The following is a 25,577-nucleotide window of genomic DNA, read 5'->3' as shown; positions in this document are numbered from 1 at the left end:
CCGGGTCGTCGCGTCCGGGTCTCAGGTGGTCTTCAGTATCGACGGACCACCTTCGACGGTGCACGTGTTGTCGGCCGGGACATCGGCGAACCGCTTCTGCACCCAGTCCAGCGCCACGATCGGATCGAAATCACCGTGATGGCGCCCGGCCGCGATGAACGAGGCCAAGGTGTCCCCGAGATCGCAGGCCCGCTTGACGGCGTCCTCAGTCCACTGCACCGGAATCGTCTCGTCGGCGTCACCATGCACGATCAGCATCGGAGCGCTGGCCTGGAACCGCGGCAGCCCGCTCATCCGGTTCAGGTAACCGCGTAACTCGTCGGTGGCCTGCGGGGTGGCCGGCCGCAGGTCGTCGGGCTGCACCTGGTTGGCGATCTCCAGGCGCTTCTGCGCGTCGGCGTCCGAACAACCGGTCAGCAGGTCCCAGTTGTCCTTGACCAGACCCCTGCGGTAGTCGTCCAGGTTGAGGGTGGGCACCTGGTTCTTGAGCGCGCGCAGGAACAACGCCAGTGCGACAGCCTGCTGCGGTGTCAGCTTGCCGTCGGCGGCGACGTCGGCCAGACCCGTCACATCGGCCGCCGGGGACACACTCACCGAACCGACCAGGCGGGTGTCACCGGCTCCGTAGGTGTTGATCAATTCGTTTGCCGCCCAAGAGGCTTGGCCGCCCTGGGAGACGCCGAAGGCCACCCATTTGCCGGAGGTGTCGGGCACCAGCTTACGGACCGCCCGCGCGGCGTCGATCATGTTGTGGCCCACGGTCGCGGCGTCCAGATACGGGTGATAGGTGCCGTCGGTACCCAGGCCCTGGTAGTCGGGCACCACCATGACGTAGCCCAGCTGGATGAGCGCTCGGACCGCATCGGAGAACCCGAACAGGGTCGGCGACAACGAGGGAGCACAGTCGTGCTCGACGCCGGTGGTGCCGTGCCCGAAGACGATGACCGGCCAGCCGCCGTCCGGCGGTGTGCCGTTGGGCGCGAAGACGCTGCCGGAGACCACCTGCGGGCTGCCGTCGATACCCGAGGTGGAGGTGTAGGTGAACCGTGCCGCGACCGACGAGACCCGCAGCATGCGCCGGTCGATGGTGTCGAATTTGGTGGCGCTGATCAGCGTGCCAGGGCCGGACCCCGAATAATCTCCCGGCAGCTGGATCGACGGCTCCCCCGAGCCCGCGGGCGGCGACGCCGGCTTGGCCTGCGAGCAGCCCGCGATGAGGCCGGAGGCCAACGCCACCGAAGCCAGTACCGCCACCGCGGACTTCCAACGTCGCATCCGCAACTCTCTCCTACGCGTTACCGGACATCGCCTGTTTGGCGATGTGATCGAGCTGTGCCGGGGTCAGCACCGTGTCCCGGGTGATCCCCACCGCCAGCACCAGGATCAGGCTCAGCGCGAAACCCACCCCGGCGCCCACCGCGACACCCTTGAGCATCGGCGCGGGCACCCTGGTGGCCGTCGTCGCGGCATCCACCGGCACCAGTTCGGCGACCGGGCCGGTGTACTGGATCGGGTCGGTGGGCTGGGACTGGGTCCATTCCAGCTCCCGCGAGATGGCCATCAGGTTGGCCGACACCGCATTGACCAAGCCGACGGCCCGGCGCGGATCCGGATCGGTGACCGTGACCCGCAGCAGGGCCGAGTTGGGCCGGCCGAACCGGTTCACCCCGCCGGGCTCCCAGGTGGCCGAGGTCTCGGCGACCAGTTGTTCCGGCGTCATCCCCAGGCCCGGAATCTGATCGATGGTGCGCCGGGCCACCAGGTCGGACTTCGCCAGCCCCACATAGGTGGCAATACGGGCGTTGGCGCCCATCCCGCCGGCGTACGCCGCGAACGTGGCCGGGTCTCCGGCCACCTGCGCCATCAGCAATGACGACGCCTCGTAGTCGCGGTCGCGCAGCAGCTGTTGCGCCCCGTAGGCGGCACCTGCCGAGGCCAGCGTGGCGAGCAGGATGACCAGCCAGCCGCCGGCCAGGATCGACAGGTAGTCGCGGAACCGCGGGACCTCGGCCGGGGCTCTCAACTTCGGCCCGCGCAATCATCCGGCGGCGGGGCGATACCGGCCAGCCGGTCCATCAGCCAGGGCAGCGTGTACCCGCTGTCCAGATCGGCGTGCCCCTTCCCGGGGTTCTTCCTGATCTCCATCGGGCTGCCCATCGCACAGGCCCGGTCCAAGGCCCGTTCGAACCACTTCTCGTTGACCAAGGTGTCCTGGGTGCCGTAGCCGACGATGATCGGCGACTCGATGCGCGCTTGCGGCACCGCCAACTCCTGCAGCCGGTCCCGCAGCCACACCACGTCCTCATAGGTGGCCGGTTTCAGATCGGCGTTGGTCATCAATGCCCGCACGCGCGCGATGTCGTCGAAGTTCGGTGGGATGCAGTCCAGCAGCTCGTCCCAGTTCTGTGCGGTCGCACCACGCCGGTAGGCGTCCAGGTCCATCTCCGGGTGGAACCACTTGAGCGACTGCAGCGCGAACACCATGGTGATCCGCTGATCCGGGGTGAGCGTCTCGTTCCAGGCCGCGTCGGCCAGGCCGGACATATCCGCGGCAGGGGCCATCGACACCGTGCCGAGCAGGTCCAGCCCCTTGCCGTAGCTGGGCGCCTGCTCGGCGGCCGCCCAGACCGCCAGGCCACCGGCGGAGTGCCCGTAGCCCAGCCACTTGTCGCTGAGGTCCGCGCCGACCCGGCGGGCCGCGCGCACCGAGTCGATCACGTTGAAACCGTAGGTCTTCGCGTCCAGGAACGGATGCTGGAAGCCCTCGACCCCGGCGCCCTGGAAATCGGTGACGGCGACCGCGAATCCGGCCTGGACGAACACCGACATGGTCCACTGATTCAGCGGCAGACTGCCGTACAGGCTGCTGGCGCACTTGTTGAGCACACCCTTGGTGCCCTGACCGAAGGCCAGGATGGGCCAGCCGCCCTTGGGCGGGTTGCCCGGCGGGATCGCCACCGCACCGGACACCTGGGTCGGCGACCCGTCGACCCCGGATGTGGACCGGTACACGACCCGCATGTAGGTGGCGTCGTCCTGGTCGAGCAGGTCGGCACCCTTGAGCGGCTCCACCGAGATCAGCGACCCGGGCCCGTCATCGGTCATATCGGGCGGGGACAGGCGCGGCTTGCCGTTGAACGGCGGAGTCAGCGTCTTGATCGCCGGTGTCTCGTCCGGCGGCGGGGGCGCGGCGGCCGGCGCGCACGCCGACACCAGGAACGCCACCGACGCGGCGGCCGCCAGCAAGGCAGTCGTCCGCGATACCAGCCTGGACACCGACTTAACCTGTGGTCTGCGATTTGGCGAGGTGGCGTGCGCCGTCCTCGTCAGGACCGTCCTGTGACGCACCCTGGTCACCGGCGGCGTTCTGCTGCTTGCGATGCCCGGACAGCTCCCGGCGATGGCCCGGTTCACAGGTCGCCACCACACCGAGCACTCCGGCGTGGGCGGTGTCGAGCACCTTGAGGGCTTTGCGCAGCGCCGAGGATTTGGTGTGGCCGATCCGGCCGAGCACCAGGGCCCCGTCGCCGAGGGCCGCGGCCACCGCGCCGTCGGCGTACTTGGTCAGCGGCGGGGTGTCGATGATCACGTAGTCGAAATGCCTGCGCAGCACCTCGAGCACCCGCGGCACCGCGTCGTCACCCCAGAGCTCACCGCGCACCGTCGGCACCGGTCCGGCCGCGAGCAGCGAGAAACCGTGATCGGGGACGTCGATGACGGTCTCGGAGATGTCGTGCTGGCCGGCAACCAGGGTGGTGAAGCCGCTGGCTCCGGCGCGGGTGATGTCCTCGGGCGGCAGTTTCAGCAGCGCCGGCAGCGACGGGTTCACCAGGTCCCCGTCGACCAGCAGCACCGAGTGTCCCGCCTCGGCGAACGCCGCGGCCAGGTCGACCGCGGTGGAGGACCGGCCGTCCTGCGGGGACGGGCTGGTGACGGCGATGACCTTGGGCTGCTGTCCACCCGCGGTGCGGGCGAACTGAACGTTGGTACGCAGTTCCCGCAACCGTTCGACGGCGGGCCCGCCCGCGGCGATATCGACGACACCGTCGCGGCTGTCGTCCTCGATCAGGGTGCCGAGCAGGGCGACACCGGAGACTTCCTCGACGCGTTCGCGGCGGCGCAGCTTGGTGTCCGAGGCCCCGATGGCCAGCGCGATGAGCACCCCGACCAGCAAACCTCCCACGGCACCGGCCGCGATCCGGGTGGCCAGGCCCATCGACGGCACCAGGGTGCCGTAGCTGGCCTCGTCGACGATCACCGCGCCGGCCGCGGCCTCGCCGCCGCGCCGTGAGGTCTCCAGCTCGGCGGTCACCTTGACCAGCTGATCGGCGACGGCGTTGGCGTACCGCTGCGCGGCGGCCGGGTCGGCGTCCTTGACCGTGACGTCGAGCAGCACCGTCTGCGGCATGGGCACCGCGGTGATCTTGGCGCGCAGCTCGTCGGTCGTGATGGGCGCCTTCAGCTGGTCGACGGCGCGGACGGCGACCTGCTCACTGGTGGCCAGGCCGGCATAGGAGAAGACGCGTTCTTGCGAAAACAAGTTGTTCTGATAGGCATCCCCGACCGAGGTGCCACTCTGGGTCGTCACGAACAGTCGGACGGTCGATGCGTACTGCGGTGTGGCAAACAAGGTGGTCAGGTACCCGACCACGGCTCCGATTGCCAGCGCCCCCACAACCACCCACCACAGCCTGCGGAAAATGCGCAGGTAATCACCGATGGCCAAGAAGCACTCCCATTCGCTCTCAGTCGAGACAACAGTGCAACGATAGCGTCCACGACAAGGTTGCACACCAGATGCCGGCCGCACCCTGGTGGCACGTCCAGCGAAACCAATGCAAGGATAGTTAAATGCGTGGCGGGTGCAACAATGCAGTAGACATCATTGCCGGATGAGGGCGGGTCCGAAATGAATCTGGGCGCGATATCCCGGCGCGATGTGCTCGTCGGCGCCGTAATCATTGTGTTGGCAGCGGCGGTCGGTGCCGCCGCCGCGGTCGGCGGGAAAATCGCGATCTTGGGCGTCGCCGCGCTGCTGGCGGTCGCCGTCGGTGTCTACATCGGGCTGCGCCACCCCCTGTGGTTGTACTGGGGCATGGCGATTGCCATCGGCGCGCTGCCGTTCGGTTACTTCCCCGGTGTGCACGTGCCGCTGTACCTTCCGTTCGCCGCAGGGGCGTTGCTGGCCGCGTGGGTTCACCCCACCGCGACCAAGCGGTGGCCGACACTGGCCAAGGCGGTCCTGGTTCTGGTGATCGTCTCCGGCATCGCGATGGTGTGCACCTACACCTCGATCGTGAATGTCATGGACTACACGAAATGGGCCATCGCCACGTCGGCGTTCTTCGCGCTGCTCGCCCTGCCTGCCGAACATCTCGCCAAATTCGGCCGCATCTTCGTCTATGCCGCGACATTCAACGCCGCTTTCGGTATCGCGTCGGTGGCATTGGGCTCCAATCAGATGCTGCTGCAGCCATTTCGGCTATTCGGTTACGCCGTGGCCAACACCGAGCGTTTCTATTTCACCGGTGGTGTCTCGAATCTGCCGCGCACCGACCGGTTCGCCGTCGGCGCCGGCAGTCAGAGCTTCACCCGTCTGGGCGGCCTGTGGCTGGATCCCAACGCCGCGGGCATCGGTCTGGTGATCGCCTTCGTCATCGCGACGATCCTGCTGGTGGGCTGGCAGCGGGCGGTGGCGGTGACCATCCTCGGCCTGGCCATCGCCCTGACCCTGAGCCGGTCGGCGATCGTGACCACCCTGGTCGGCGTGGCCCTGGTGTTCCTGTTCCACAAGATGCGCTCGCGGGACCGTCAGCTGTTGGTGGGTGCACTCATCGTGGCCTTCACGACGGCCATGCTGGTGCCGTCGGTACGCACCCGACTTTTGGGCACTTTGGGCTCCAATGACGCCGGCGCCAGTGACCGCGTCGACTCGATCCGTGAATTCCCCGGCCGAATGAGTGGACATTGGTTGTTCGGCTGGGGTTGGTCGCAGCGCGAATTCAAAGACGGCGCCTACGCATTTATCCAGAATTTCGTCTCGAATGCTCCGCTGATCGCCATCCACCGCGCCGGCATCTTTGTCGGCATCGCGTTCATCACGGTGGTCATCATCGGCTGCGTGATCGGATTCCGGCTGCTGCGAGCAAACTGGTTACCCGGCGCCCTGTATGGCGGTGTCTTTATCGCTTTCTCGGTTGTCGCGCTGAATCTGGATCACCCCGTGGTGGTCATCCCGCAGATCGTGTTCCTGTACACGATCTTCCTGACTTTCCTGGCCTACGCCGACGAACTCCGGCAAACGGCGCAAGTGGTCCAAACCGCCCCGGCCGCGGTGCAGATCCCGGCCGCCGCGACCCCGGCGCGGGCTCCGGGTTAGCCGCGGATCAGCCGGCCTGTGCCGGTATCGCCCCCGACAACAATCCCTCGACAGCCCGGTGCGGGCGGCGCTGCTCCCAATATTGACGGTTCAGCCGGTAAAGCCGGTCGCCGGCGTCCGCGGCGGCATCGGCGTCGAGGAGGTAGCGCCGGCATTCGGCGATGAACGCCTCGTCGTCGTCGTACACCCGCAGATCCAGCAGCGACCCGAGTGATCCGACCGCGGGGGTGCTGCCGACGACCGGTAGTCCCATCCTGGCGGCGTCCAGGATCTTGACGCGCACGCCGCCCCCGGTCCTGATCGGGGCGATCAGCGACCGGCAGGTGGCCAGGAACGCCGGCAGGTCGTCCACGAATCCCAGATCGCGAACTCCGCTGGGGTAGTGCGGATCCGGCGCCTTGGAGTGTTTCGCGCCGATCACGCACAGCTCGGCGCCGGGGATGCCCGCGCAGATCCGCGGCCACAGCCGCAGGGCTTCCAGGAACGCCTCCTGGTTCGGCGGCCAATCCCGGGTACCCATCAGGACCAGCCGGGGCGGGGTGTCGGCGACCGCAACCTGAGCCAGCGGGGGCAGCGTCAGATCCAGCCAGCGGGCGTCGGATACCCCGTGGCCGCGGTAGAACTCGGCCTCGTCGGCGTCGAAGGTGCCGACCGCGTCGGCGGCGCGCGCGACCCGAAGCTCGTCGCGCAGCAGCTGCCCGACCTGCAGCCGGCCCAGCAGGCCACGGCTGGCCCGCCACACCAGCGACTCGCTGACATGAGTGTTGACCACGAACCGGGCCGAACCGGAATGCCGGCTGCGCAAGAAGGATTCGGCCATGTAGCTGTGCTCGGCGACGAAGATGCCCGCCGTCGAAGCGTCGATGGCACGGACCAACTCGTCGTTGTCGAACCGGACGTGGGCCAGGCTGCGCCGGGTGCGGGCGGCGTCGATCAGCAGCCGCACGGGCCGCACCCCGGACTTGGGCACCCGGGTCAGCGGCAGGCCGCCGGCGACGATATCGGTGTCCAGCCGGCCCGGCGGCTGGTGCGACAAGCAGATCGCCGACACCGCATAGGAATCCGCCGCCAGCCCCATCACCAGCCGGGACAGCTCGACGTCACCGCCGTGCTCGACCGAAGGATCCTTGGACAGCAGGAAGGTGACTTCGGCGTCGGGTCTGGTTCTGGGGTTGGTCACCGATCCACTTTCCGGTAGAGCACGCGGGCGTAGATGGCCAGCAGGATGGCGTCGGTGATGACGGTGGCGATGGCCGCGCCCACCGCGCCCGCACCGACCAGCAGCGCGACCAAACCCAACTTCACCGGGACCAAGCCGAGGTTGGCGGCCAGCCGGATCCCGTCGCGGCGCTGGTTGTAGAGCACCGCCTGGAACACCGAGCTGATGGTGCGCATGGCGCAGAACAGCGACATCACCAGCATCGCCACCGCCAGTTGTTCGGGCGCCGGCGAGATCAGCAGCCCGATACCGGCCAGCAGGATCAACAACCCCGCCACCGCACCGAGAATCAGCGTGCTCTTCAGCGGCGGCCCGGCCGACAGGTCGCCCTCCCCCGCCCGCAGCGTGTGGTTGTAGGACATCCCGAAGGACTGTCCGACGGCGACCACGGCAATGGTGGCGGTGGTGGTGATGGCGTAGTAGCCGACGATGGTGTCGTTGGTGAGCCAGCCGAGCAACAGCACGTCACCCTGCAGATAGGCGGCCAGGCCCAGGGTTTCACCCACCAGGATGGCGATCAGCTTGGGCGAGCCCGGCAGTCCCGGGCGGTGCCGCGGCACGACGAACGCGATGCCCACCGCGGCGACGGCATACGGCGAGACCAACCACAGGCTGGCCGCCTGCAGCGTCGGCTCGTCGGCGATGAACAGGTAGCCGGCGGCCATCACCACACTGGCCACCTGACGGAAGGTGTCGATCTGTGCGACACGTTGCGGCTGGCCGTCCCTGGCGGCCTGGCTCTGCCACGATTTCAGCGCGATCTCGCCGCCGGCCACGAACAACCCGAACCAGGCGATGTAGTTGACCTGGATCAGCGCGGCGCCGACCACCATCAGCGCGACGCCGAGCAGGTAGCGGGTGGTGCGTTCGGCGAGGAAGCGTTCCTGCGACTCACGCACCGACCGCACCGCGAACGGATTGTCCAGCGGCGGCCCGATCAGGGAGAAACAGGCATAGGCCATGCCGTAGCGGCCGTAGTCGGCGACGCCGAGGTGGCCGATCAGCAGGACGGTCCACAGCAGCCCGACACCGCGGCCGCCGTACAGCCAGAACACTGCCCACAGGGTCTGGATCAGGTGCCGCGAGGTCGGAGCGTGCTCCTGCGGCCCGGGCGCGACCTGCTCGGGTGCCGGCTCAGGCATCTTCCGGCTGCCCGGCCAGGGTGCGTGACCACAGGTCCACGAAGGCCTCGGCGGTGCGCGCGGCCGACCGGGCGTGCCGGGCATGGTCGGCGTTGCGGCCCAGCTCGGTGAGCCGATCGCGGTCGTTCAGCAGCGCGGTGATCTCGCGGGCCAGACCGGCGGCCACCTCCCCCTCCACGGGTGGCACGGTGACCACCCCGTCGGCGGTGCCGAGTTCGGCCAGCGAGCCGTAACCGGTGCACACCACCGGTGTGCTGTAGGCCATGGAGTGGGCGACCACCCCGGAAGCCGGGTAGGTCTCGGCGTAGAAGTGCCGCTTGCCGTACGGCAGCGCAATGGCCCGCACCGACGCGAAGAAGGCGTCCTCGGCGGCGCCGTCGACCCCGCCGAGGATCTCGATACCGTCGGCACGCGGCAGCGACTCGGTCCCGCGGCCGGCCACCCGGATCAGGATGTCGTCGGGCAGCTCCGCGCGGATACGGGCGATCTCCTCGAATCCCTTTCCGCGGTAGACGAATCCGAAGAATCCGACCGCCTTGGGACGGTCCTGTGCCGGCGTGATGGCCGGCCGGTCTCGCACCAGGTGCGGGATGAACGCGGTGCTGGTGCGCGGATAGGTGCGCTCGATGGACTGCCGGCCGGTCTCGGTGAGCGCGATCAGGGTCCGCTCGCCGTGCACCGCGCCCTCGATGGCACGCGACACCGGCCGCAGCGGGTAGTGGATGCCGTGGGTCAGCAGCCGGGATTTGGCGATGAAACGGGTGCGGCCGAGAAACCACAGACCCTGCGGCGGGTCGTGCACGGTCGCTGTCACCGGCACACCGTCGATACCCGCCACCGACCAGAACGTCGGCAGCACCCCGGTGGACAGTTCGGCGTGCACCAGGGTCCGGCCCGGCGGCCCCTCGGCGATCAGCCGGCGCACCTGCGCACGGTGCCGGCGTAGGTCGGCCAGGCTGTCACCACCCGGCCCCAGGGTCCGGTGCTCGGCGATCTCCCCGAAATGCGGTCGCAGCGCGGTGACCAGGTCCTCGGCATAGTCGCCCACCGCCGTCTGGCCCTCGGCCGGTGCGATGAAGACGAGCCGGTGATCGGCGAACGCGGCCATCAGTAGAACAGCGGCCGGTGCTTGTTTTCGTACTTCAGGGCGTCCGCGTCGCGTTTCCCGATGACCTTGGCCGGGACGCCGCCGACGATCTCCAACTCACCGACGTCCTTGTTGACCAACGCGTGGGCGGCCACCACGGCGCCGCGGCCGATGAGCGACGGCAGCACCATGGCCCGGGACGCGATCCACACGTAGTCGCAGACGACGGTGGGGATCGGCACCGGCAGGAAGTCGGGGTGGTTGATGTCGTGCCCGCCGCCGATGAAGTGCACGTCGCTGGCGACGGTGACGTTGTTGCCGATGTAGAGCCCGGCACGCGAATCCAGCAGGCAGCGGAACCCGATCGCCACGCCGTCGCCGATGGTGAGGAACTCGATATCCAGCACGGTGGTGCCGCGCAGGATGGACGAGTTCTTGCCGATCTTGGCGCCCATCAGACGCAGATAGCCCTGCCGGATGGTGTGCGACGGGATGAAGGTGATGAAGCTGTTGAAGATCAACTCGCCCAGCCGGTTCCGGATCTTGCGGCCGCGGGTCATGCCCTGCATCTTGTAGTCGACGACCCGGCCCTCGTCGTTGAGCACCCAGACGGGATCGGGCGGGGTCCGTAAGCCGGGGGCCGCCGCATGCTTACGGGCGACATCGGCGGGATCGGCCGACGCGGGTTCACGGGTCATGGGCGGTTAACTCCTTCGGGGATTTGCGTCACAACCATAGCCATCCGGGCGGCAGCGCCGCCCGTCGAGTCGTTACAGCTTGCTCACCGATCGACATCCCGGCCGGCGCCGTGGCGTTGCCCGGCCAGTTCGTCGACCGCGGCGTAGAGCGCTTCGGCGTAGCGCGCTTCGGTGAACCGGTCGGCATGGGCGCGCAGCGTGTCCGGATCGAAGTCGGTGGCCTCGAATCGGTCCAGCGCGCCGGCGATCGCGTCGGGTTCGGGCCGGTCGAAGTACACCCCGGTGGTGCCCTCGATGACGGTGTCCAGGAAGCCGCCCCAGCGCAGCACGATGCTGGGCCGGCCACACACCGCCGCCTCGATGGGGGTCAGGCCGAAGTCCTCGTAACTGGCCGCGATCAGCGCATTGCACGAGCGGTACAGCCAGGCCATCTGGGCGTCGGTCAGCGCGGACAGCATCGCCACATTCGGCGTCTTGATCCGTTCGAGGTGCGCGGCCTCCGGACCGTGCCCCACCACCACGAGGCGGCGTTGCGACCCCGCGAACGCCCGGATCACGGCCTCGACGTTCTTGTACGGCAGCAGCCGGGACACGCACAGATAGAAGGAGTCGCCGTCCGCGCCGGCCCAGTCCGCCACCTCGGCGACCGGCTCCACCGTGGAGGTCTGCTTGATGGCCACCGGGGACGGCAGCACATCGGCACTGATGCCGTAGGCATCCTTGATCCGGTCCCGGATGGTGGTCGAGACGGCCAGGTAGCGATCCACGGTTCGGGCGGCGCGGCGGTCCCACGACCGCAGATACGGGGCGCCGGTCTTGAGCACCGCGCGCTTGAGCCGGTCCCCGTCGGGCTTGAAGTAGTACTCGGCCGCGTACAGCCAGTGCGCCGGCGTGTGGCAGTGCACCAGCTTTCGCCCGTTGGTGCGGAAACCGTGCGCCCAGCCGCTGCTGCTGGTGACCACGACATCGGCGTCGACGAACATCGACGACGCCGCTACCGGCAGCACCGGCAGGGAGAGCCGGTGGTTGCGACGGAACAGCGGTATGCGGTTGACGCCGGACACCCGCACGTCGCGATCGGCGAATTCGGGATAGGTGTGCTCCGGGTCGTACAGCAACGTGTAGATCGGCGCGTCCGGGAACGCCCGGCTCATGGAGAGGACGACCTTCTCGGCGCCGCCGCGCTGGGTCAGGTAGTCGTGCGCGATCGCCACCTTGGGCCCGTCGACGCCGTCGAACCTGCGCCTCACCTCAGCCATCGGTTCCACGAGCAATCCTGCCTGCCATTGGCTGGTGCATATGTCCTCAACACTGGATCGGCGATACCCACGGCGCACCGGCTCCGGCCGGCCCGCACGAGCCTGTCGAGCGGTATGTTACCAATCCCGTTAATATTCGACAGCAAAGCCGACCGGCCGAAGGTTCGATCGCCGCCCAGCGGTTTCACCGGCACTGTCCTCCGTCATCGGCATCGGATCGGTTACTTACGACGTTGCTGATAGTTGATCACGCAAACCCCCTGCCCGCTCGGGATGGCCCGACCGGCTGCACGCACTCAGAGGTGGCGCTGCCGGCCGTGGGCGGCGAATTCGGCGTCCAGGGACTGCTTGTCTGCCGCGTCGAGCAGCCGGTACTGCAGCCCCGCCCCGGCGCGTCCCGCCCACCGGTACACCGTCTCTTCCGTGCGCCAACGTTGTTGTTGCAGTTCGCGTTTGAGCACCTTGTTGGAACCGGTGACGGGCAGTTCGACGGACACCCGCAGCAGGCGCGGCACCGCCTTGGACCCCAGATCCCCTTGTCCGCAGAGGAATTCGGCGAACGCGGCGACGTCGAACCGGCCGGGATCGGCCACCTCGATCGCCGCCATCACCTGATCACCCGAACGCGGATCGGGTACCGCATAGACTCCGGCGGCCACCACCGCCGGATACCGGCGCAGCACGTGTTCGATGGTCAACGCCGAGATGTTCTCACCGTCGACCCTGATCCAGTCCCCGCGCCGCCCCGCGAAATAGAGGAACCCCGCCGCGTCGACATACCCCAGGTCCCCGGTCCAGTACCAGCCGTTGCGGATGCGTTCGGCGTCGGCGTCGTCATTGCGGTAGTAACCCTCGAAGCTGCGGGTACCGAACTTGTCGACGATCTCGCCGACGGCGTCATCCGGATTGAGCACCCGCCCGCGGTCGTCCAAAACCGCTGGGGCGCAATCCTCGTATGTCTGCGGGTCGACGATCGCCACGCCCGCGTGAGCCGGCCGGCCGAGCGCTCCGGGCGGCGCGTCGGGCGCCAGGACGACCGCGCCGCCACCCTCGCTGGAGCCGTACCCCTCGAACAACTGCGCACCGAACCGACGCCGGAACTCGGCCTGGTCGGCGGGCGACGCCTCGGTCCCGAAACCGCGCTGCAGCGGATTGTCGGCGTCGTCGGGCCGCTCGGGGGTGGCCATCAGGTAGCCCAGCGCCTTGCCGACGTAAGTGAAGAACGTCGCCCCGAAATACCGCACGTCGGAAAGAAACCCCGACGCCGAGAACGCGGGCGTCAGGCACACCGTGGCGCCGACCGCCAACGCCGGCGCCCACAGCGCCATGATGGCGTTGCCGTGGAACAGCGGCATACAGCAGTAGTCGACGTCGTCGCGGTGGTGCCCGAACTTCTGCACGGCGGCGTAGCCGATCCGGGCCAGCCGGCCCTGGCTGCATTTCACGGCCTTGGCGGCGCCGGTGGTGCCGGAGGTGAACAGCAACAGCAACAGGCTGTCGGCAGCCACGCCCGGCGCGGCGGCCGGTGGCACCCGATGGGTGTCGACGAGGGCGGCGTACTCGGCGGTGTCGACCATCAGGATCCGGTCCGGCTCCAGCCCGAGGTCCAGTCCGCGCAGCCGGTCGGCCCCCGCGCGGTCGGTGACGATCAGCCTGCAGTCGGCGTGCCGGATCTCGGCGGCCAGTTCGCGATCACCGCGGGTCGGGTTGATCCCCACCACGGTGGCCCCGGCCAGCGCGGCACCACCGAGCCAGAACACGAAATCCGGGACGTTGGCCAACAACACCCCGATGTGGAACGGCTCCGCGCGGCGCAACGACTGTGCCAGCGCGCCGCGCGCCGCGGACTCGGCGACCACCTCATCCCAGGACCAGTCCCGCTCTCTGGTGCGCAGGCCGAGCCGGTGGTCACCGACGCGGTCGAGCAGCATGGCGGCGATGGAGTCACGGACGACGGGCGGCACCGACACAGCTTCACCGCCGAGGGCGACACAGTGACAAAAGTCGCACCTCTCTTATGCAGTTCTTAGAAGTGCCGCTAGCATCGTGTCCCATGACGAGCGTTACTGAACCGGCGGCAGATCACGTAGTCGATATCCACACCACCGCCGGCAAGCTGGCCGACCTGCGCAAGCGCGCCGAGGAGGCGCAGCACCCCGTCGGGGAGGCGGCAGTCGAGAAGGTGCACGCCAAGGGCAAGCTGACCGCGCGTGAGCGCGTGCTGGCGCTGCTCGACGAGGGCTCGTTCGTCGAACTCGACGCCCTGGCCAAGCACCGCAGCACCAACTTCGGTCTGGAGCACAACCGCCCCGTCGGGGACGGCGTGGTCACCGGCTACGGCACCATCGACGGCCGCGACGTGTGCATCTTCAGCCAGGACGCCACCGTCTTCGGCGGCAGCCTCGGCGAGGTCTACGGCGAGAAGATCGTCAAGGTTCAGGAGTTGGCCATCAAGACCGGCCGCCCGCTCATCGGCATCAACGACGGCGCCGGCGCCCGCATCCAGGAGGGCGTGGTCTCGCTCGGCCTGTACAGCCGGATCTTCCGCAACAACATCCTGGCCTCCGGCGTCATCCCGCAGATCTCGCTGATCATGGGTGCGGCGGCCGGCGGGCACGTCTACTCCCCCGCGCTGACCGACTTCATCGTCATGGTCGACCAGACCAGCCAGATGTTCATCACCGGTCCGGATGTCATCAAGACCGTCACCGGCGAGAACGTCACCATGGAGGAACTGGGTGGCGCGCACACCCACATGGCCAAGTCGGGCACCGCCCACTATGTCGCCTCCGGTGAGCAGGACGCCTTCGACTACGTGCGGGACCTGCTGAGCTACCTGCCGTCGAACAACTACGCCGACCCGCCGCGGTTCGCAGCACCGCCGCACCCGGGCGCCATCGAGGACAACCTCACCGACGAAGACCTCGAGCTCGACACCCTGATCCCGGATTCGCCCAACCAGCCGTACGACATGCACGAGGTCATCTCGCGCATCCTCGACGACGACGAGTTCCTCGAGGTGCAGGCGGGTTACGCCGGCAACATCATCATCGGCTACGGCCGGGTCGACGGCCGCACCGTCGGCATCGTGGCCAACCAGCCCACCCAGTTCGCCGGCTGCCTGGACATCAACGCCTCGGAGAAGGCGGCGCGCTTCATCCGCACCTGCGACTGCTTCAACATCCCGATCGTGTTGCTGGTCGACGTGCCCGGCTTCCTGCCCGGCACCGACCAGGAGTACAACGGCATCATCCGGCGCGGCGCCAAGCTGCTCTACGCCTACGGTGAGGCGACGGTCGCCAAGGTCACCGTGATCACCCGCAAGTCCTACGGCGGCGCGTACTGCGTGATGGGCTCCAAGGACATGGGCGCTGATGTGGTGGTGGCCTGGCCGACGGCTCAGATCGCCGTCATGGGTGCCTCCGGCGCGGTCGGCTTCGTGTACCGCCAGCAGCTCAAGGACGCCGCCGCCAAGGGCGAGGATGTCGACGCGCTGCGGCTGGAACTGCAGCAGGACTACGAGGACACCCTGGTGAACCCGTACGTCGCCGCCGAGCGCGGTTACGTCGACGCGGTGATCCCGCCGTCGCACACCCGCGGTTACGTGGCCACCGCGCTGCGGTTGCTGGAGCGCAAGATCAGCTCGGTTCCGCCGAAGAAGCACGGGAACATTCCACTGTGAGCGGGGCGAACGATTCAACGTCTGTGAGCGGGGCGAACGATTCAGCAGGTGTGAGCGGGGCTGAGGAGTCAACGACGGTGTCCGAGAACGAAACCGCGACACACGAACCGCACATCCAGGTGGTCAAGGGCAACCCGACCGCCGAGGAACTGGCTGCCTTGATCGGCGTGCTGTCCGCGGCCGGCGGTGGCCCGGTCGACACCACGCCGCCGGCGCGGGACCTGTGGGGTCACCCGGTGGACAAGCTGCGCTACCAGGTGCACAGCTGGCAGCGGGTCACGCTGCTGGAACGCACCCACATGAGGCACTGAACGCTTGACCCGGTTGGTGCTGGGCTCCGCCTCGGCGGGCCGGCTGTCGGTGCTGCGCCGGGCCGGGGTGGACCCACTGGTGGTGGTCTCCGACGTCGACGAGGACGCCGTCATCGCGTCGCTGCCGGGGGCTGCCCCGGCCGAGGTCGTGCTCGCGCTCTCGGCCGCCAAGGCCGACCGGGTCGCCGGATTGCTGCCGGCCGGTATCGACGCGGATTGCGTTGTCATCGGCTGTGATTCGATGCTCGAGGTGGCCGGCCGGCTGTGCGGCAAACCGGGCAGTGTCGACGCCGCCAGGGCGCAGTGGCAATCCATGGCCGGGCACCCCGGCGTGCTGCACACCGGACACACCGTGCTGTGGCTACGCGACGGCGCCGTCGTCGGACGCGCGGCCCAGACAGCGCACACCACCGTGCATTTCGCCGAACCGGCCGTATCCGACCTGGAGGCGTACCTGGCCAGTGGCGAACCGCTCTGGGTGGCAGGCGCATTCACCCTTGACGGACTCGGCGGCTGGTTCGTCGACCGCATCGACGGCGACCCGTCCAACGTGATCGGACTGAGCCTGCCCTTGCTGCGCAGCTTGCTGGACAGTCTCGGTATCAGTATCGCCGCGTTGTGGAGCGCCAACCCGGCATCACCCGGGTGATCCGCCGGCTCGCGAATATCATTGCGCCGGCCTCACTTTGAATGTGACGCTGCCGTTCACCACCGAAGCGACCGCCAGTACGTAATTCCGGGGCTGCCCGCCGGTCACCGCGACGCACGCCATGGTGGCATCGACAGCGATCCGCAGATCCCCGAGACAGCTGGCCGAATCCGCATTCTGACCGGACTGCCGCAGCTGGGCCAGCAACGCGCCTTCGGCGACGGCCTTGGGCAGCACCTGGCCCGATTCCGGGACGAGGCGGTACTCCATCGACAAGCCCTGCACCCGCGTGACCGCGACCGCCTGGCGCGTGGCGACACCGCCGACGGTGACCGTGCAGTATGCGGTCGCCCCGACCGTGCCGGCCAGACCCGACTCACAACTCACCGCCTCTGGTGCCGTAGTGGTCGACCGCCCCACCATGTCGGCGACGGCGACCTGCAACTGTCCGGTGGTCACCGACGGCGTCATCGCGTAGGAGATCTGTGCTCCGTCGACCGCCGTCACCGAGATGATCGGCTCGAAACTGTTCACCGGGGTCACGGTGACATCGCAGCGGGCGGTCTGCCCGACCCGGCCGAGGAGATCCTGTCGGCAGTCCACCCGTTGCGGTGTCACGCCGGCGGCGGTGAGCTGATCGGTCACCATCTTCTGCAGCGCCGCCGCACTCACCCTCGGGCCATCAGGTGCCCCCGCGGTGCCGCTCGTCGCCGGCGCAGCGGGCGCCGCGGTCGGGCCGGGATGTCCCGCGATGGTGGTGGCACAGCCGGTGACTGCCGCACCTCCCGTCGCCACCATCACCGCGATGGCGATGCCCCGAGCTACGCTTTGCTGAAATTGAGCTGGGAACATTATGCGAATTTGCTGTTAGCGCACCTGGATGGCACGTGGTGTCGATTTAGCCGCACGTGGTGCGGAGATTCCGCCTTTTGGAAGATCACCTGGCGATTTGCTCACACTTATTACTCCCACGTCAATAATTTTCCCAATTGGCGCATCTGTGAGCCCGGACTCTGATAGGAAATTGACGTTGACGCAGACGACTCCGGGGCGCGATGATCTCCGCCCGCGGCGTGTCGGCACCAGGCCCAGATGGAGGAACGCATGTCGGGTGCGCACCGGTCCAACTCACGGTCCACACGCCACGGTCGCGGGAAGGGCGCGCACCGCGCCGCGCCCACGCCGTCCCGCCAGCCCTACCACTGGCTCGGTGTCGGTGCCGTGACCTTAGGGTTGGGTGCGGCCATGGCCAGTGCGACCGGCACGGCCAATGCCACACCCGGGTCGGACACAACGACACCGACGAGCGGTTCCACCGCCGCCACCGGCGCGGCGGGCACGACGTCGGCGACGGGGCACGCGGGTCACAAGAAGCCGACGAAGTCCGCCACCACCCCGCCGTCGAGCAGTGGCACGACGACCACCCCCGACGCCGGCACCGCGACGACGACAACCCCCGTCCCCGACACGACGCCCCAGAGCCCAGTACCGAACAAGAAGACGAAGGCCGGCACCACGGCGAAGGCCAAGACCGTCCCCAGCACCTCGCCGGACGGCACGACCTCGACGACTGTGGCGACTGTGGCGACTGTGGCGGATAAGACAACTGAGGCAACCAAGACCCCCGCCGTCGCGACCACGGCCGCCGCAACAACCACAGCCACGACAGTCGCCCCCAAAGCGCTGGCGGCGACCACCACGACGCCCGTAGCCGCCGCTACCGCCACCGAGGCCGCGGCCCCCCACGCGACCAGCACCAACTCGTTCATCGCGTCCATCCAGACCGCGCTGATCAGCTACTTCACCGCACCGTCCACCATCGCCGCGCTAAGCGCCAACGGCCTCTCCGGCCCCCTCGCACCGACGGACTTCGTCAGTGCCCTCATCTACGGCTTCTACCGCGGCGCAGAGCAATTCGCGGGACTGGTCCCCAAGACGGGAACCCCCACCACCACGTCCGATCCCGCGACCGGCACCGTCACCGGCAGCCTGAACGTCACCGAACCGGCGGGCGCGCAGCTGACCTATGCGGTGTACACCAATCCGCTGTTCGGCTCGGTCAACGTCGACGCCAGCGGCACCTATACCTACAAGTCGAACGTCTTCGGCAGCGCGCTGGCCGCCCTCGGCCTCAATCCCTCCGACACGTTCACCGTCACCGCGAGCGACGGGGTGGCCGCCACCAACGAAACTGTCACCGTGCCGGTGCTTTCCGCCAACAACACGCCGAGCACCCCGGTGGCGAGCAACGTCCACGAGAACGTCGCCACCGGCGTGGTGACGGGCATCCTGAGCGCCACCAGCCCGGACAACACGACGGTCAGCTATCGCCTGCTCACCGGCCCTCTCGGCGGCACCCTCACCCTCGACAGCAGCACCGGCGAATTCACCTACACCCCAACCACACTCGCGCGCCTGACCGCCAACCTCGGTGTCGTCACCACCGACACCTTCACCGTCACCGCCGGCAACGCATCGGGTCAGGCAAGCGCGCCAGGATTCATCACGGTGCCGGTATCGCCGGCCAGCAACGACACCCCGACGTCCCCGGCGGCGACCAACGTCAGCGCCAACACCATCACCGGCACGGTCACCGGCACCATCTCCGCCAGCGACCCCGGCGGATCGGCACTCACCTACACCGCCACCGCACCCCTGTCCGGCACCCTGACCCTCAACGGCTCGACCGGCGTATTCACCTACACCCCAACCACACTGGCGCGCCTGACCGCCAACCTCGGCGTCATCACCACCGATGTCTTCACCGTCACCGCCGACAACGGCACCTACACCAGCACCGCACTCATCACCGTGCCCATCGAACCGGCTGCCAACGACATCCCCACCGTCCCGGTGGCATCGGGTATCAGCCTGAACTCGACCACCGGAGTGGTCACCGGGACGTTGACCTCGACCAGCCCCGACGGCACCGCGGTGACCTATTCCGCGATCGGGCTGCCCACGCAGGGCAGCATCACGATCAACGGGAACACCTTTACCTATGTGCCCACCTCATTGGCCCAGTTCGAATCACAGATCGCGCAGCTCACAACGGGTCACCCCGCCACCGACACGTTCGGGGTCACCGCCAGCAACGGCAGTTTCACCAGCGGCCTGGCCACCGTCACGGTCACGATCAGCCCGGTAGCCGACACCCCGACCAATCCGACGGTGAGCAATATCAGCGAGAACACCGTCACCGGCGTGGTCACCGGCACGCTGACCGCGACCGACCCCGGCAACCTGCCGTTGTCCTACACCGTGAGCTCCAAGCCCCTCGGCGGCTCGGTGACCATCACCGGCACCACCTTCACCTACACCCCGACCACGGCGAACCGCATCAACGCCAATCTGGGCGTCATCACCACCGACACCTTCACCGTGACCGCCACCAACGGCTACTACACCGGCGGCTCCACCTTCGTCACGGTGCCGGTGTCGCCCGCATCCAACGACACCCCGGCCAAACCCACCTCGACGGTCAGCGAGAACCTCATCACCGGCGTGGTGACCGGCACGGTCACGTCCACCAGTCCCGACGGCGGCGCGGTGACCTACTCGGTGGGCACCCCGACATTGCTCACCGGATCGGTCACCATCGACCCCAGCACCGGCGCCTACACCTACACCCCGAGCGCGTCGGCCCGCCAGAATGCCAATCTCGGTGTCATCACCAAAGACACCGTCACGGTCACCGCGACCAACGCGCTGGGCATCAGCTCCAGCAGCACGCTCACGGTGCCGATCTCACCGGCCACCAACGACACCCCGACCAAGCCGACGACCTCCGCCCAGGTGCAGAACAAGACCACCGGTGTGGTGACCGGCACGGTCACGTCCACCAGCCCCGACGGTGGCGCGGTGACCTACTCGGCGAGCATCCCGACATTGCTCACCGGATCGGTCACCATCAACGCCACCACCGGCGCCTACACCTACACCCCGACGGCGCTCGCGATGAGCAACGCCACCCTGCTGGGCCCCTACTCCGATACGTTCACCGTCACCAGCAGTAACGGCCTGTCGACGAACAACGCCACCGTCACCGTGCCGATCCTGGCCAAGAGCCTGCTCTGACCGCGGACGGTCTGGGTACGCTCATGGCGTGCCTCTTGCTGCCGATCCCGATCCCGCTCTCGCCGCGTACGCCCATCCCGAACGCCTGGTCACCGCCGACTGGCTGTCGGCCAACCTGGGCCGTCCCGGCCTGGCCATCGTCGAATCCGACGAGGACGTATTGCTCTACGACACCGGCCACATCCCCGGGGCGGTGAAGATCGACTGGCACACCGACCTCAACGACGCGACCGTTCGCGACTACATCGACGGCGCCCAGTTCGCCGAATTGATGAACCGCAAGGGCATCAGCCGGGACGACACCGTGGTGATCTACGGCGACAAGAGCAACTGGTGGGCGGCCTACGCGCTGTGGGTATTCACCCTGTTCGGCCACCCCGATGTGCGGTTGCTCGACGGTGGCCGCGACCTGTGGGTGTCGCACGGCCGGGAGACCACGCTGGACGTACCCACCCGGCAGAGCACCGGCTACCCCGTCGTCGAACGTGACGACGCCCCCATTCGGGCGTACCGCGACGACGTGCTGGCCGCGCTGGGCAGCCAGCCGCTGATCGATGTCCGGTCACCACAGGAGTACACCGGCGAGCGCACCCACATGCCCGATTACCCGGAGGAGGGCGCGCTGCGCGGCGGCCACATCCCCACCGCGGTGTCGATCCCGTGGGCCAAGGCCGCCGACGAGAGCGGCCGGTTCCGCAGCCGGGCCGACTTGGACAAGCTCTACGGACACCTGGGCGCCGATCAGAAGACGATCGTGTACTGCCGGATCGGGGAGCGCTCCAGCCACACCTGGTTCGTGCTGACCCATCTGCTCGGCCTGCCCGGCGTGCGCAACTACGACGGCTCCTGGACGGAATGGGGTAACGCAGTGCGTGTCCCGGTGGTCACCGGAGAAGAGCCGGGCACCGTATGACCACCCCCTCGGGGATGCCGGCCGCGCTCGCGGAGGTGGTCGCCGAGTTCGGTGAAGTCACCGGCCAGGACAAGTTGGCGCTGCTGCTGGAGTTCGCCAACGAGCTGCCGCCGCTGCCGGCACATCTGGAAGAGGCGGCCATGGAACCCGTCCCGGAGTGCCAGTCGCCGCTGTTCCTGGAGGTCGACGCGACCGATCGCGACCACGTGCACCTGTACTTCAGCGCCCCGGCCGAGGCCCCGACCACCCGCGGTTTCGCGGCGATCCTGGCGGCCGGGCTGGACGGCCAGTCCGCGGCCGACATCCTGGCCGTACCCGACGATTTCTACGCCGATCTCGGACTGGCAAAGCTGATCAGCCCGCTGCGGCTGCGCGGCATGTCGGCGATGTTGGCCCGGATCAAGCGCCGGCTGGGCACGAGCTAAGTAGCACGTCCGTCAACCCGGCGGCCCCACCGCGCCCGATCCACGGCTCGCTATGGGCAACATCACTGATCAGAGCTGCCAGGAAAGCGGCCAACACCGGCGCTTTGTCTATGCACATGCAACAATGGCGGGCGGGGGGAAACCCGGTGCGGCGTTCGCGCTCACCAGTCGCGGCGACGAGCCCGGCAAACACAGTGCAAGCGATACGAAAGGGTTCCGCCTCGATGAACCGTCAGCGCAGGGATGTCATCCTCTACGAGCTGAACGAGGTGCCGTGGGATGTCATCGACATTTACGTCAAACATCGTCCGCAGTCCAATGTCGCTGCGCTGCTGCGCGAAGGCCAGTCCCTGACGACGGTGCACGAGGACCGGGAAGACCTGCAGGGCCTGCAACCGTGGCGCACCTGGCCCACCCTGCACACGTCGACCTACGACCACAATTCGTTCGATCTCGGTCAGGACCCGACCACCTTCCGCGGTGACCCGATCTGGGATGTGGCGGAAAGCGCCGGTCTCTCGGTCGGCCTGTTCGGGCCCATGCAGAGCTGGCCGGCCCGCCAGTTCCGGCACGGCGGCTTCTATGTGCCGGACACCTTCAGCCAGGACGCCAAGACGTATCCGGCCGCGCTGGAGCGCTTCCAGGCCTTCAACCTCGCGATGACCGGTGCGAACGGCTTCTCTCCCGACGCCCTGCTCAACCCGAAGACGCTTGCTGCGACCGCGGTCGACCTGGTTCGGCTGGGTCTGACGCCGCGCTCGGTGGCCACCCTGGGCACGCATCTGGTCAAGGAGCGCACTGACCCGCGCTACAAGGCGTTCCGGTCGGCCATGCAGGCCCCCCTGAGCTTCGACATGTACTGGAAGTTGCAGCGCAAGCACAAGCCCCGACTCAGTGCGTTCTTCACCAACCACGTCGCCGGCATGATGCACCGGTTCTGGGGCGACGGGATGCCCGGCTACACCGAGAAGTACGAATACTCCGCCGACGAGGTGTACGGCAGTTTCATCGTGGCGGCGATGGACATCACCGACCGCCAGTTGGGCCGGATCCGCAAGTACCTGGCCAAGAATCCGCAGGCGATGCTCGTCGTCGCGGCCAGCATGGGCCAGGGGCCGGTCGAGGTAGTCAAGGTCGACGACAACCGTTTCGTGCTCGAGGACCACACCGCGTTGCTCGCGAAGCTCAAGGTGGCCCCGGCCGAACTGGGTCTGGCGATGTACCCGATGGTCTCGCTGGTTTTCGACACCGAAGAGCAGGCGCAAGCCGCCACCGCACCGCTGACATCGGTGACGGTTCCCGGCAAGGGGCCGCTGTTCGCCCGCGTGCGGGTGGAAGGCAAGACCGTCACCTTCGGCATCGACTATTCGCAGGGCAGTGACGCCACCACGCTGGAGTTCCAGCCGCTCGGCTCCGAACCGATCACCGGCAGCCCGGCCGATATCGGGCTGGAGGTCCAGTACCGCATCGGCGGGGTGAACACCGGCTACCACATCGAGGAGGGCATCCTGCTCGCCGCCGGTGCCGGTGTCCCGGCGGATCCGTCCCGCAAAGAGGTCGACGTGCTGGACGTGACGCCGTCCCTGTTGGCCAATGTGCTCGGTGTCGAACCCGCACCGTCGATGCAGGGCATCCCGACATTGTTCGCCTGACGTTTGCCTGAACCACCACGTTCACCGAACGCCGGACCGGCGGCGCCCCACCCGGGCGCCGCCGGTCCGGCGTTTCCGGGCGCCGGGCCGCCGCGCCCCGCCGGCGTACTCGCCAGTAGTTACATGTGTTTACCGAAATCGCAACGGTGACTTGACAATTTTGGGGTCCCGACTCGCCACCCCCGGAATTGGACACATACACTTCGCCCGATAGATTGTTTAAGACGTTTCTTAGAGATACCTGCCATCAGGAGGCGCAGTGCCCAGTCACGCCAGCTCGAAGATCTCCAAGGTGCTCGTAGCCAACCGCGGCGAGATCGCTGTCCGTGTGATCCGTGCCGCCAAGGACGCCGGGCTCGCGAGCGTGGCCGTTTACGCCGAGCCGGACGCCGACGCCCCGCACGTGCGGCTCGCCGACGAGGCGTTCGCGCTCGGCGGCCAGACCTCGGCCGAGTCCTATCTGGTGTTCGAGAAGCTGCTCGACGCCGCCGAGAAGTCCGGCGCCAACGCCATCCACCCCGGCTACGGGTTCCTCAGCGAGAACGCCGACTTCGCCCAGGCCGTGCTCGACGCGGGCCTGATCTGGATCGGCCCCAGCCCGCAGTCCATCCGCGACCTCGGCGACAAGGTCACCGCGCGCCACATCGCCGCGCGGGCCCAAGCCCCGCTGGTGCCGGGCACCCCTGATCCAGTCAAGAACGCCGACGAGGTCGTCGCATTCGCCAAGGAGTACGGCGTGCCGGTGGCCATCAAGGCGGCCTTCGGTGGCGGTGGGCGCGGCATGAAGGTGGCCCGCACCATCGAGGAGATCCCCGAGCTGTTCGACTCGGCCACCCGTGAGGCCATCGCCGCCTTCGGCCGCGGCGAATGCTTCGTCGAGCGCTACCTGGACAAGCCGCGCCACGTCGAGGCGCAGGTCATCGCCGACACCCACGGCAACGTCGTCGTCGCAGGCACCCGCGACTGCTCGCTGCAGCGCCGCTTCCAGAAGCTGGTGGAAGAGGCACCGGCACCCTTCCTGACCGACGCGCAGCGTAAGGAGATCCACGAGTCCGCCAAGCGCATCTGCAAGGAAGCCGGTTACTACGGCGCGGGCACCGTGGAATACCTCGTCGGCCAGGACGGCCTGATCTCCTTCCTCGAGGTCAACACCCGCCTGCAGGTGGAGCACCCGGTCACCGAGGAGACCTCCGGCATCGACCTGGTGCTGCAGCAGTTCAAGATCGCCAACGGCGAGGCCCTCGACATCACCGAGGACCCGACCCCGCGCGGGCACTCCTTCGAGTTCCGCATCAACGGCGAGGATGCCGGCCGCGGCTTCCTGCCCGCCCCCGGCCCGGTCACCAAGTTCGAACCGCCCACCGGCCCCGGTGTCCGCATGGACTCCGGCGTGGAGAGCGGCTCGGTCATCGGTGGCCAGTTCGACTCGATGCTGGCCAAGCTGATCGTCACCGGCGCCACCCGGGAAGAGGCCCTGGCCCGGTCGCGCCGCGCGCTGGCCGAATTCAACGTGGAAGGCCTGGCCACCGTCATCCCGTTCCACCGTGCCGTGACGGCCGACCCGGCGTTCATCGGTGACGGCGAGAAGTTCGACGTGCACACCCGGTGGATCGAGACGGAGTGGAACAACACCGTCGAACCGTTCACCGGTGGTGAACCGCTGGACGACGAGGACAACCTGCCGCGCCAGAAGGTGGTCGTCGAGGTCGGCGGCCGTCGCCTGGAGGTCTCGCTGCCCGGTGACCTGGCCCTCGGGGGTGGCGGCGGTGCCGCGGCCGGTGCCGGGGTCATTCGCAAGAAGCCCAAGCCGCGCAAGCGTGGTGCCTCCGGCGCCGCCGCCGCGTCCGGCGACTCGGTCACCGCGCCGATGCAGGGCACCGTGGTGAAGGTGGCCGTCGAAGAGGGCCAGACCGTCGCCGCCGGTGACCTGGTCGTGGTGCTGGAGGCCATGAAGATGGAAAACCCTGTCACCGCGCACAAGGACGGCGTCATCACCGGGCTGGCCGTCGAGGCCGGCGCCGCCATCACCCAGGGCACCGTGATCGCCGAGATCAAGTAACTTTTCACGTCGAGTGGCCACTTAT

The 25,577-nt window shown here is 68.2% G+C and carries 21 protein-coding genes; 9 read left to right on the top strand and 12 right to left on the bottom strand.

What is annotated here, in order from left to right:
* Positions 1–21: 21 nt before the first annotated feature.
* The 4 genes from SBI67_RS19300 to SBI67_RS19285 are packed head-to-tail and all read right to left on the bottom strand — an operon-like array spanning position 22 to position 4,726.
* Positions 22–1,275 carry a lipase family protein gene (locus SBI67_RS19300; protein WP_318982119.1) on the bottom strand — a complete coding sequence of 418 codons (1,254 nt, stop codon included), beginning with the start codon at positions 1,273–1,275 and terminating at the stop codon, positions 22–24.
* A 13-nt stretch (positions 1,276–1,288) separates the two neighbouring features.
* Positions 1,289–2,023 (bottom strand): YveK family protein, encoded by a 735-nt coding sequence (locus tag SBI67_RS19295; RefSeq protein ID WP_318982118.1) that lies wholly within the window; start codon positions 2,021–2,023, stop codon positions 1,289–1,291.
* A complete protein-coding gene (locus SBI67_RS19290; RefSeq protein ID WP_318982117.1) occupies positions 2,020–3,276 on the bottom strand; it encodes a lipase family protein in 1,257 nt (418 codons plus the stop codon). The genes SBI67_RS19295 and SBI67_RS19290 overlap by 4 nt, the downstream gene beginning before the upstream one ends.
* A gap of 4 nt (positions 3,277–3,280) precedes the next feature.
* Positions 3,281–4,726 (bottom strand): tyrosine-protein kinase domain-containing protein, encoded by a 1,446-nt coding sequence (locus SBI67_RS19285; protein WP_318982116.1) that lies wholly within the window; start codon positions 4,724–4,726, stop codon positions 3,281–3,283.
* A gap of 183 nt (positions 4,727–4,909) precedes the next feature.
* Here SBI67_RS19285 and SBI67_RS19280 point away from each other — a divergent pair, with 183 nt between their 5' ends.
* Positions 4,910–6,379 (top strand): O-antigen ligase family protein, encoded by a 1,470-nt coding sequence (locus SBI67_RS19280; protein WP_318982115.1) that lies wholly within the window; start codon positions 4,910–4,912, stop codon positions 6,377–6,379.
* 7 nt (positions 6,380–6,386) lie between these two features.
* Here SBI67_RS19280 and SBI67_RS19275 read toward each other — a convergent pair whose 3' ends face one another.
* The 6 genes from SBI67_RS19275 to casI form a co-directional block, all read right to left on the bottom strand.
* On the bottom strand, positions 6,387–7,559 hold the full coding sequence (locus tag SBI67_RS19275) for a glycosyltransferase (protein WP_318982114.1): 1,173 nt from the start codon (positions 7,557–7,559) through the stop codon (positions 6,387–6,389).
* A complete protein-coding gene (locus SBI67_RS19270; RefSeq protein ID WP_318982113.1) occupies positions 7,556–8,740 on the bottom strand; it encodes a polysaccharide biosynthesis protein in 1,185 nt (394 codons plus the stop codon). The genes SBI67_RS19275 and SBI67_RS19270 overlap by 4 nt, the downstream gene beginning before the upstream one ends.
* A complete protein-coding gene (locus SBI67_RS19265; RefSeq protein WP_318982112.1) occupies positions 8,733–9,848 on the bottom strand; it encodes a glycosyltransferase in 1,116 nt (371 codons plus the stop codon). Before SBI67_RS19265 ends, SBI67_RS19270 begins: the two co-directional genes overlap by 8 nt.
* Positions 9,848–10,525: an acyltransferase gene (locus SBI67_RS19260; protein ID WP_318982111.1), complete on the bottom strand. Its 678-nt coding sequence runs from the start codon at positions 10,523–10,525 to the stop codon at positions 9,848–9,850. The genes SBI67_RS19265 and SBI67_RS19260 overlap by 1 nt, the downstream gene beginning before the upstream one ends.
* A gap of 83 nt (positions 10,526–10,608) precedes the next feature.
* Positions 10,609–11,784: a glycosyltransferase gene (locus SBI67_RS19255; RefSeq protein WP_318982110.1), complete on the bottom strand. Its 1,176-nt coding sequence runs from the start codon at positions 11,782–11,784 to the stop codon at positions 10,609–10,611.
* Between the two features lie 296 nt (positions 11,785–12,080).
* Positions 12,081–13,715: a steroid-22-oyl-CoA synthetase gene (gene casI, locus SBI67_RS19250; RefSeq protein WP_318982574.1), complete on the bottom strand. Its 1,635-nt coding sequence runs from the start codon at positions 13,713–13,715 to the stop codon at positions 12,081–12,083.
* A gap of 122 nt (positions 13,716–13,837) precedes the next feature.
* Here casI and SBI67_RS19245 point away from each other — a divergent pair, with 122 nt between their 5' ends.
* The 3 genes from SBI67_RS19245 to SBI67_RS19235 all read left to right on the top strand — a co-directional run bounded on the left by SBI67_RS19245 (position 13,838) and on the right by SBI67_RS19235 (position 16,426).
* A complete protein-coding gene (locus tag SBI67_RS19245; RefSeq protein WP_318982109.1) occupies positions 13,838–15,466 on the top strand; it encodes an acyl-CoA carboxylase subunit beta in 1,629 nt (542 codons plus the stop codon).
* A 77-nt stretch (positions 15,467–15,543) separates the two neighbouring features.
* Complete coding sequence (locus tag SBI67_RS19240) at positions 15,544–15,777, top strand: acyl-CoA carboxylase subunit epsilon (RefSeq protein ID WP_318982108.1); 234 nt, start codon at positions 15,544–15,546, stop codon at positions 15,775–15,777.
* 4 nt (positions 15,778–15,781) lie between these two features.
* A complete protein-coding gene (locus SBI67_RS19235; RefSeq protein ID WP_318982107.1) occupies positions 15,782–16,426 on the top strand; it encodes a Maf family protein in 645 nt (214 codons plus the stop codon).
* Positions 16,427–16,444: 18 nt separating this feature from the next.
* Here the strand turns inward: SBI67_RS19235 and SBI67_RS19230 are convergent, their stop codons facing one another.
* Both SBI67_RS19230 and SBI67_RS19225 read right to left on the bottom strand, forming a co-directional pair.
* Positions 16,445–17,224, bottom strand: coding sequence for a DUF4333 domain-containing protein (locus SBI67_RS19230; RefSeq protein WP_318982106.1), 780 nt, complete (start codon positions 17,222–17,224; stop codon positions 16,445–16,447).
* Positions 17,225–17,790: 566 nt separating this feature from the next.
* Positions 17,791–17,985 (bottom strand): hypothetical protein, encoded by a 195-nt coding sequence (locus SBI67_RS19225; protein ID WP_318982105.1) that lies wholly within the window; start codon positions 17,983–17,985, stop codon positions 17,791–17,793.
* Between the two features lie 31 nt (positions 17,986–18,016).
* Here SBI67_RS19225 and SBI67_RS19220 point away from each other — a divergent pair, with 31 nt between their 5' ends.
* From SBI67_RS19220 to SBI67_RS19200, 5 genes are all read left to right on the top strand, one after another.
* Complete coding sequence (locus tag SBI67_RS19220) at positions 18,017–20,503, top strand: beta strand repeat-containing protein (RefSeq protein ID WP_318982104.1); 2,487 nt, start codon at positions 18,017–18,019, stop codon at positions 20,501–20,503.
* 28 nt (positions 20,504–20,531) lie between these two features.
* The gene (locus SBI67_RS19215; protein WP_318982103.1) at positions 20,532–21,416 is read left to right on the top strand and encodes a sulfurtransferase; all 885 of its coding nucleotides are present in this window, start codon (positions 20,532–20,534) and stop codon (positions 21,414–21,416) included.
* Positions 21,413–21,841, top strand: coding sequence for a SufE family protein (locus SBI67_RS19210; protein ID WP_413232531.1), 429 nt, complete (start codon positions 21,413–21,415; stop codon positions 21,839–21,841). The genes SBI67_RS19215 and SBI67_RS19210 overlap by 4 nt, the downstream gene beginning before the upstream one ends.
* A gap of 224 nt (positions 21,842–22,065) precedes the next feature.
* A complete protein-coding gene (locus SBI67_RS19205; protein WP_318982102.1) occupies positions 22,066–23,493 on the top strand; it encodes a hypothetical protein in 1,428 nt (475 codons plus the stop codon).
* A gap of 259 nt (positions 23,494–23,752) precedes the next feature.
* On the top strand, positions 23,753–25,552 hold the full coding sequence (locus SBI67_RS19200; protein ID WP_318982101.1) for an acetyl/propionyl/methylcrotonyl-CoA carboxylase subunit alpha: 1,800 nt from the start codon (positions 23,753–23,755) through the stop codon (positions 25,550–25,552).
* Positions 25,553–25,577: the final 25 nt, after the last annotated feature.

This window comes from Mycolicibacterium chengduense (assembly GCF_033741155.1).
GTDB lineage: Bacteria > Actinomycetota > Actinomycetes > Mycobacteriales > Mycobacteriaceae > Mycobacterium.
This window is presented reverse-complemented; position numbering and strand designations above follow the sequence as displayed.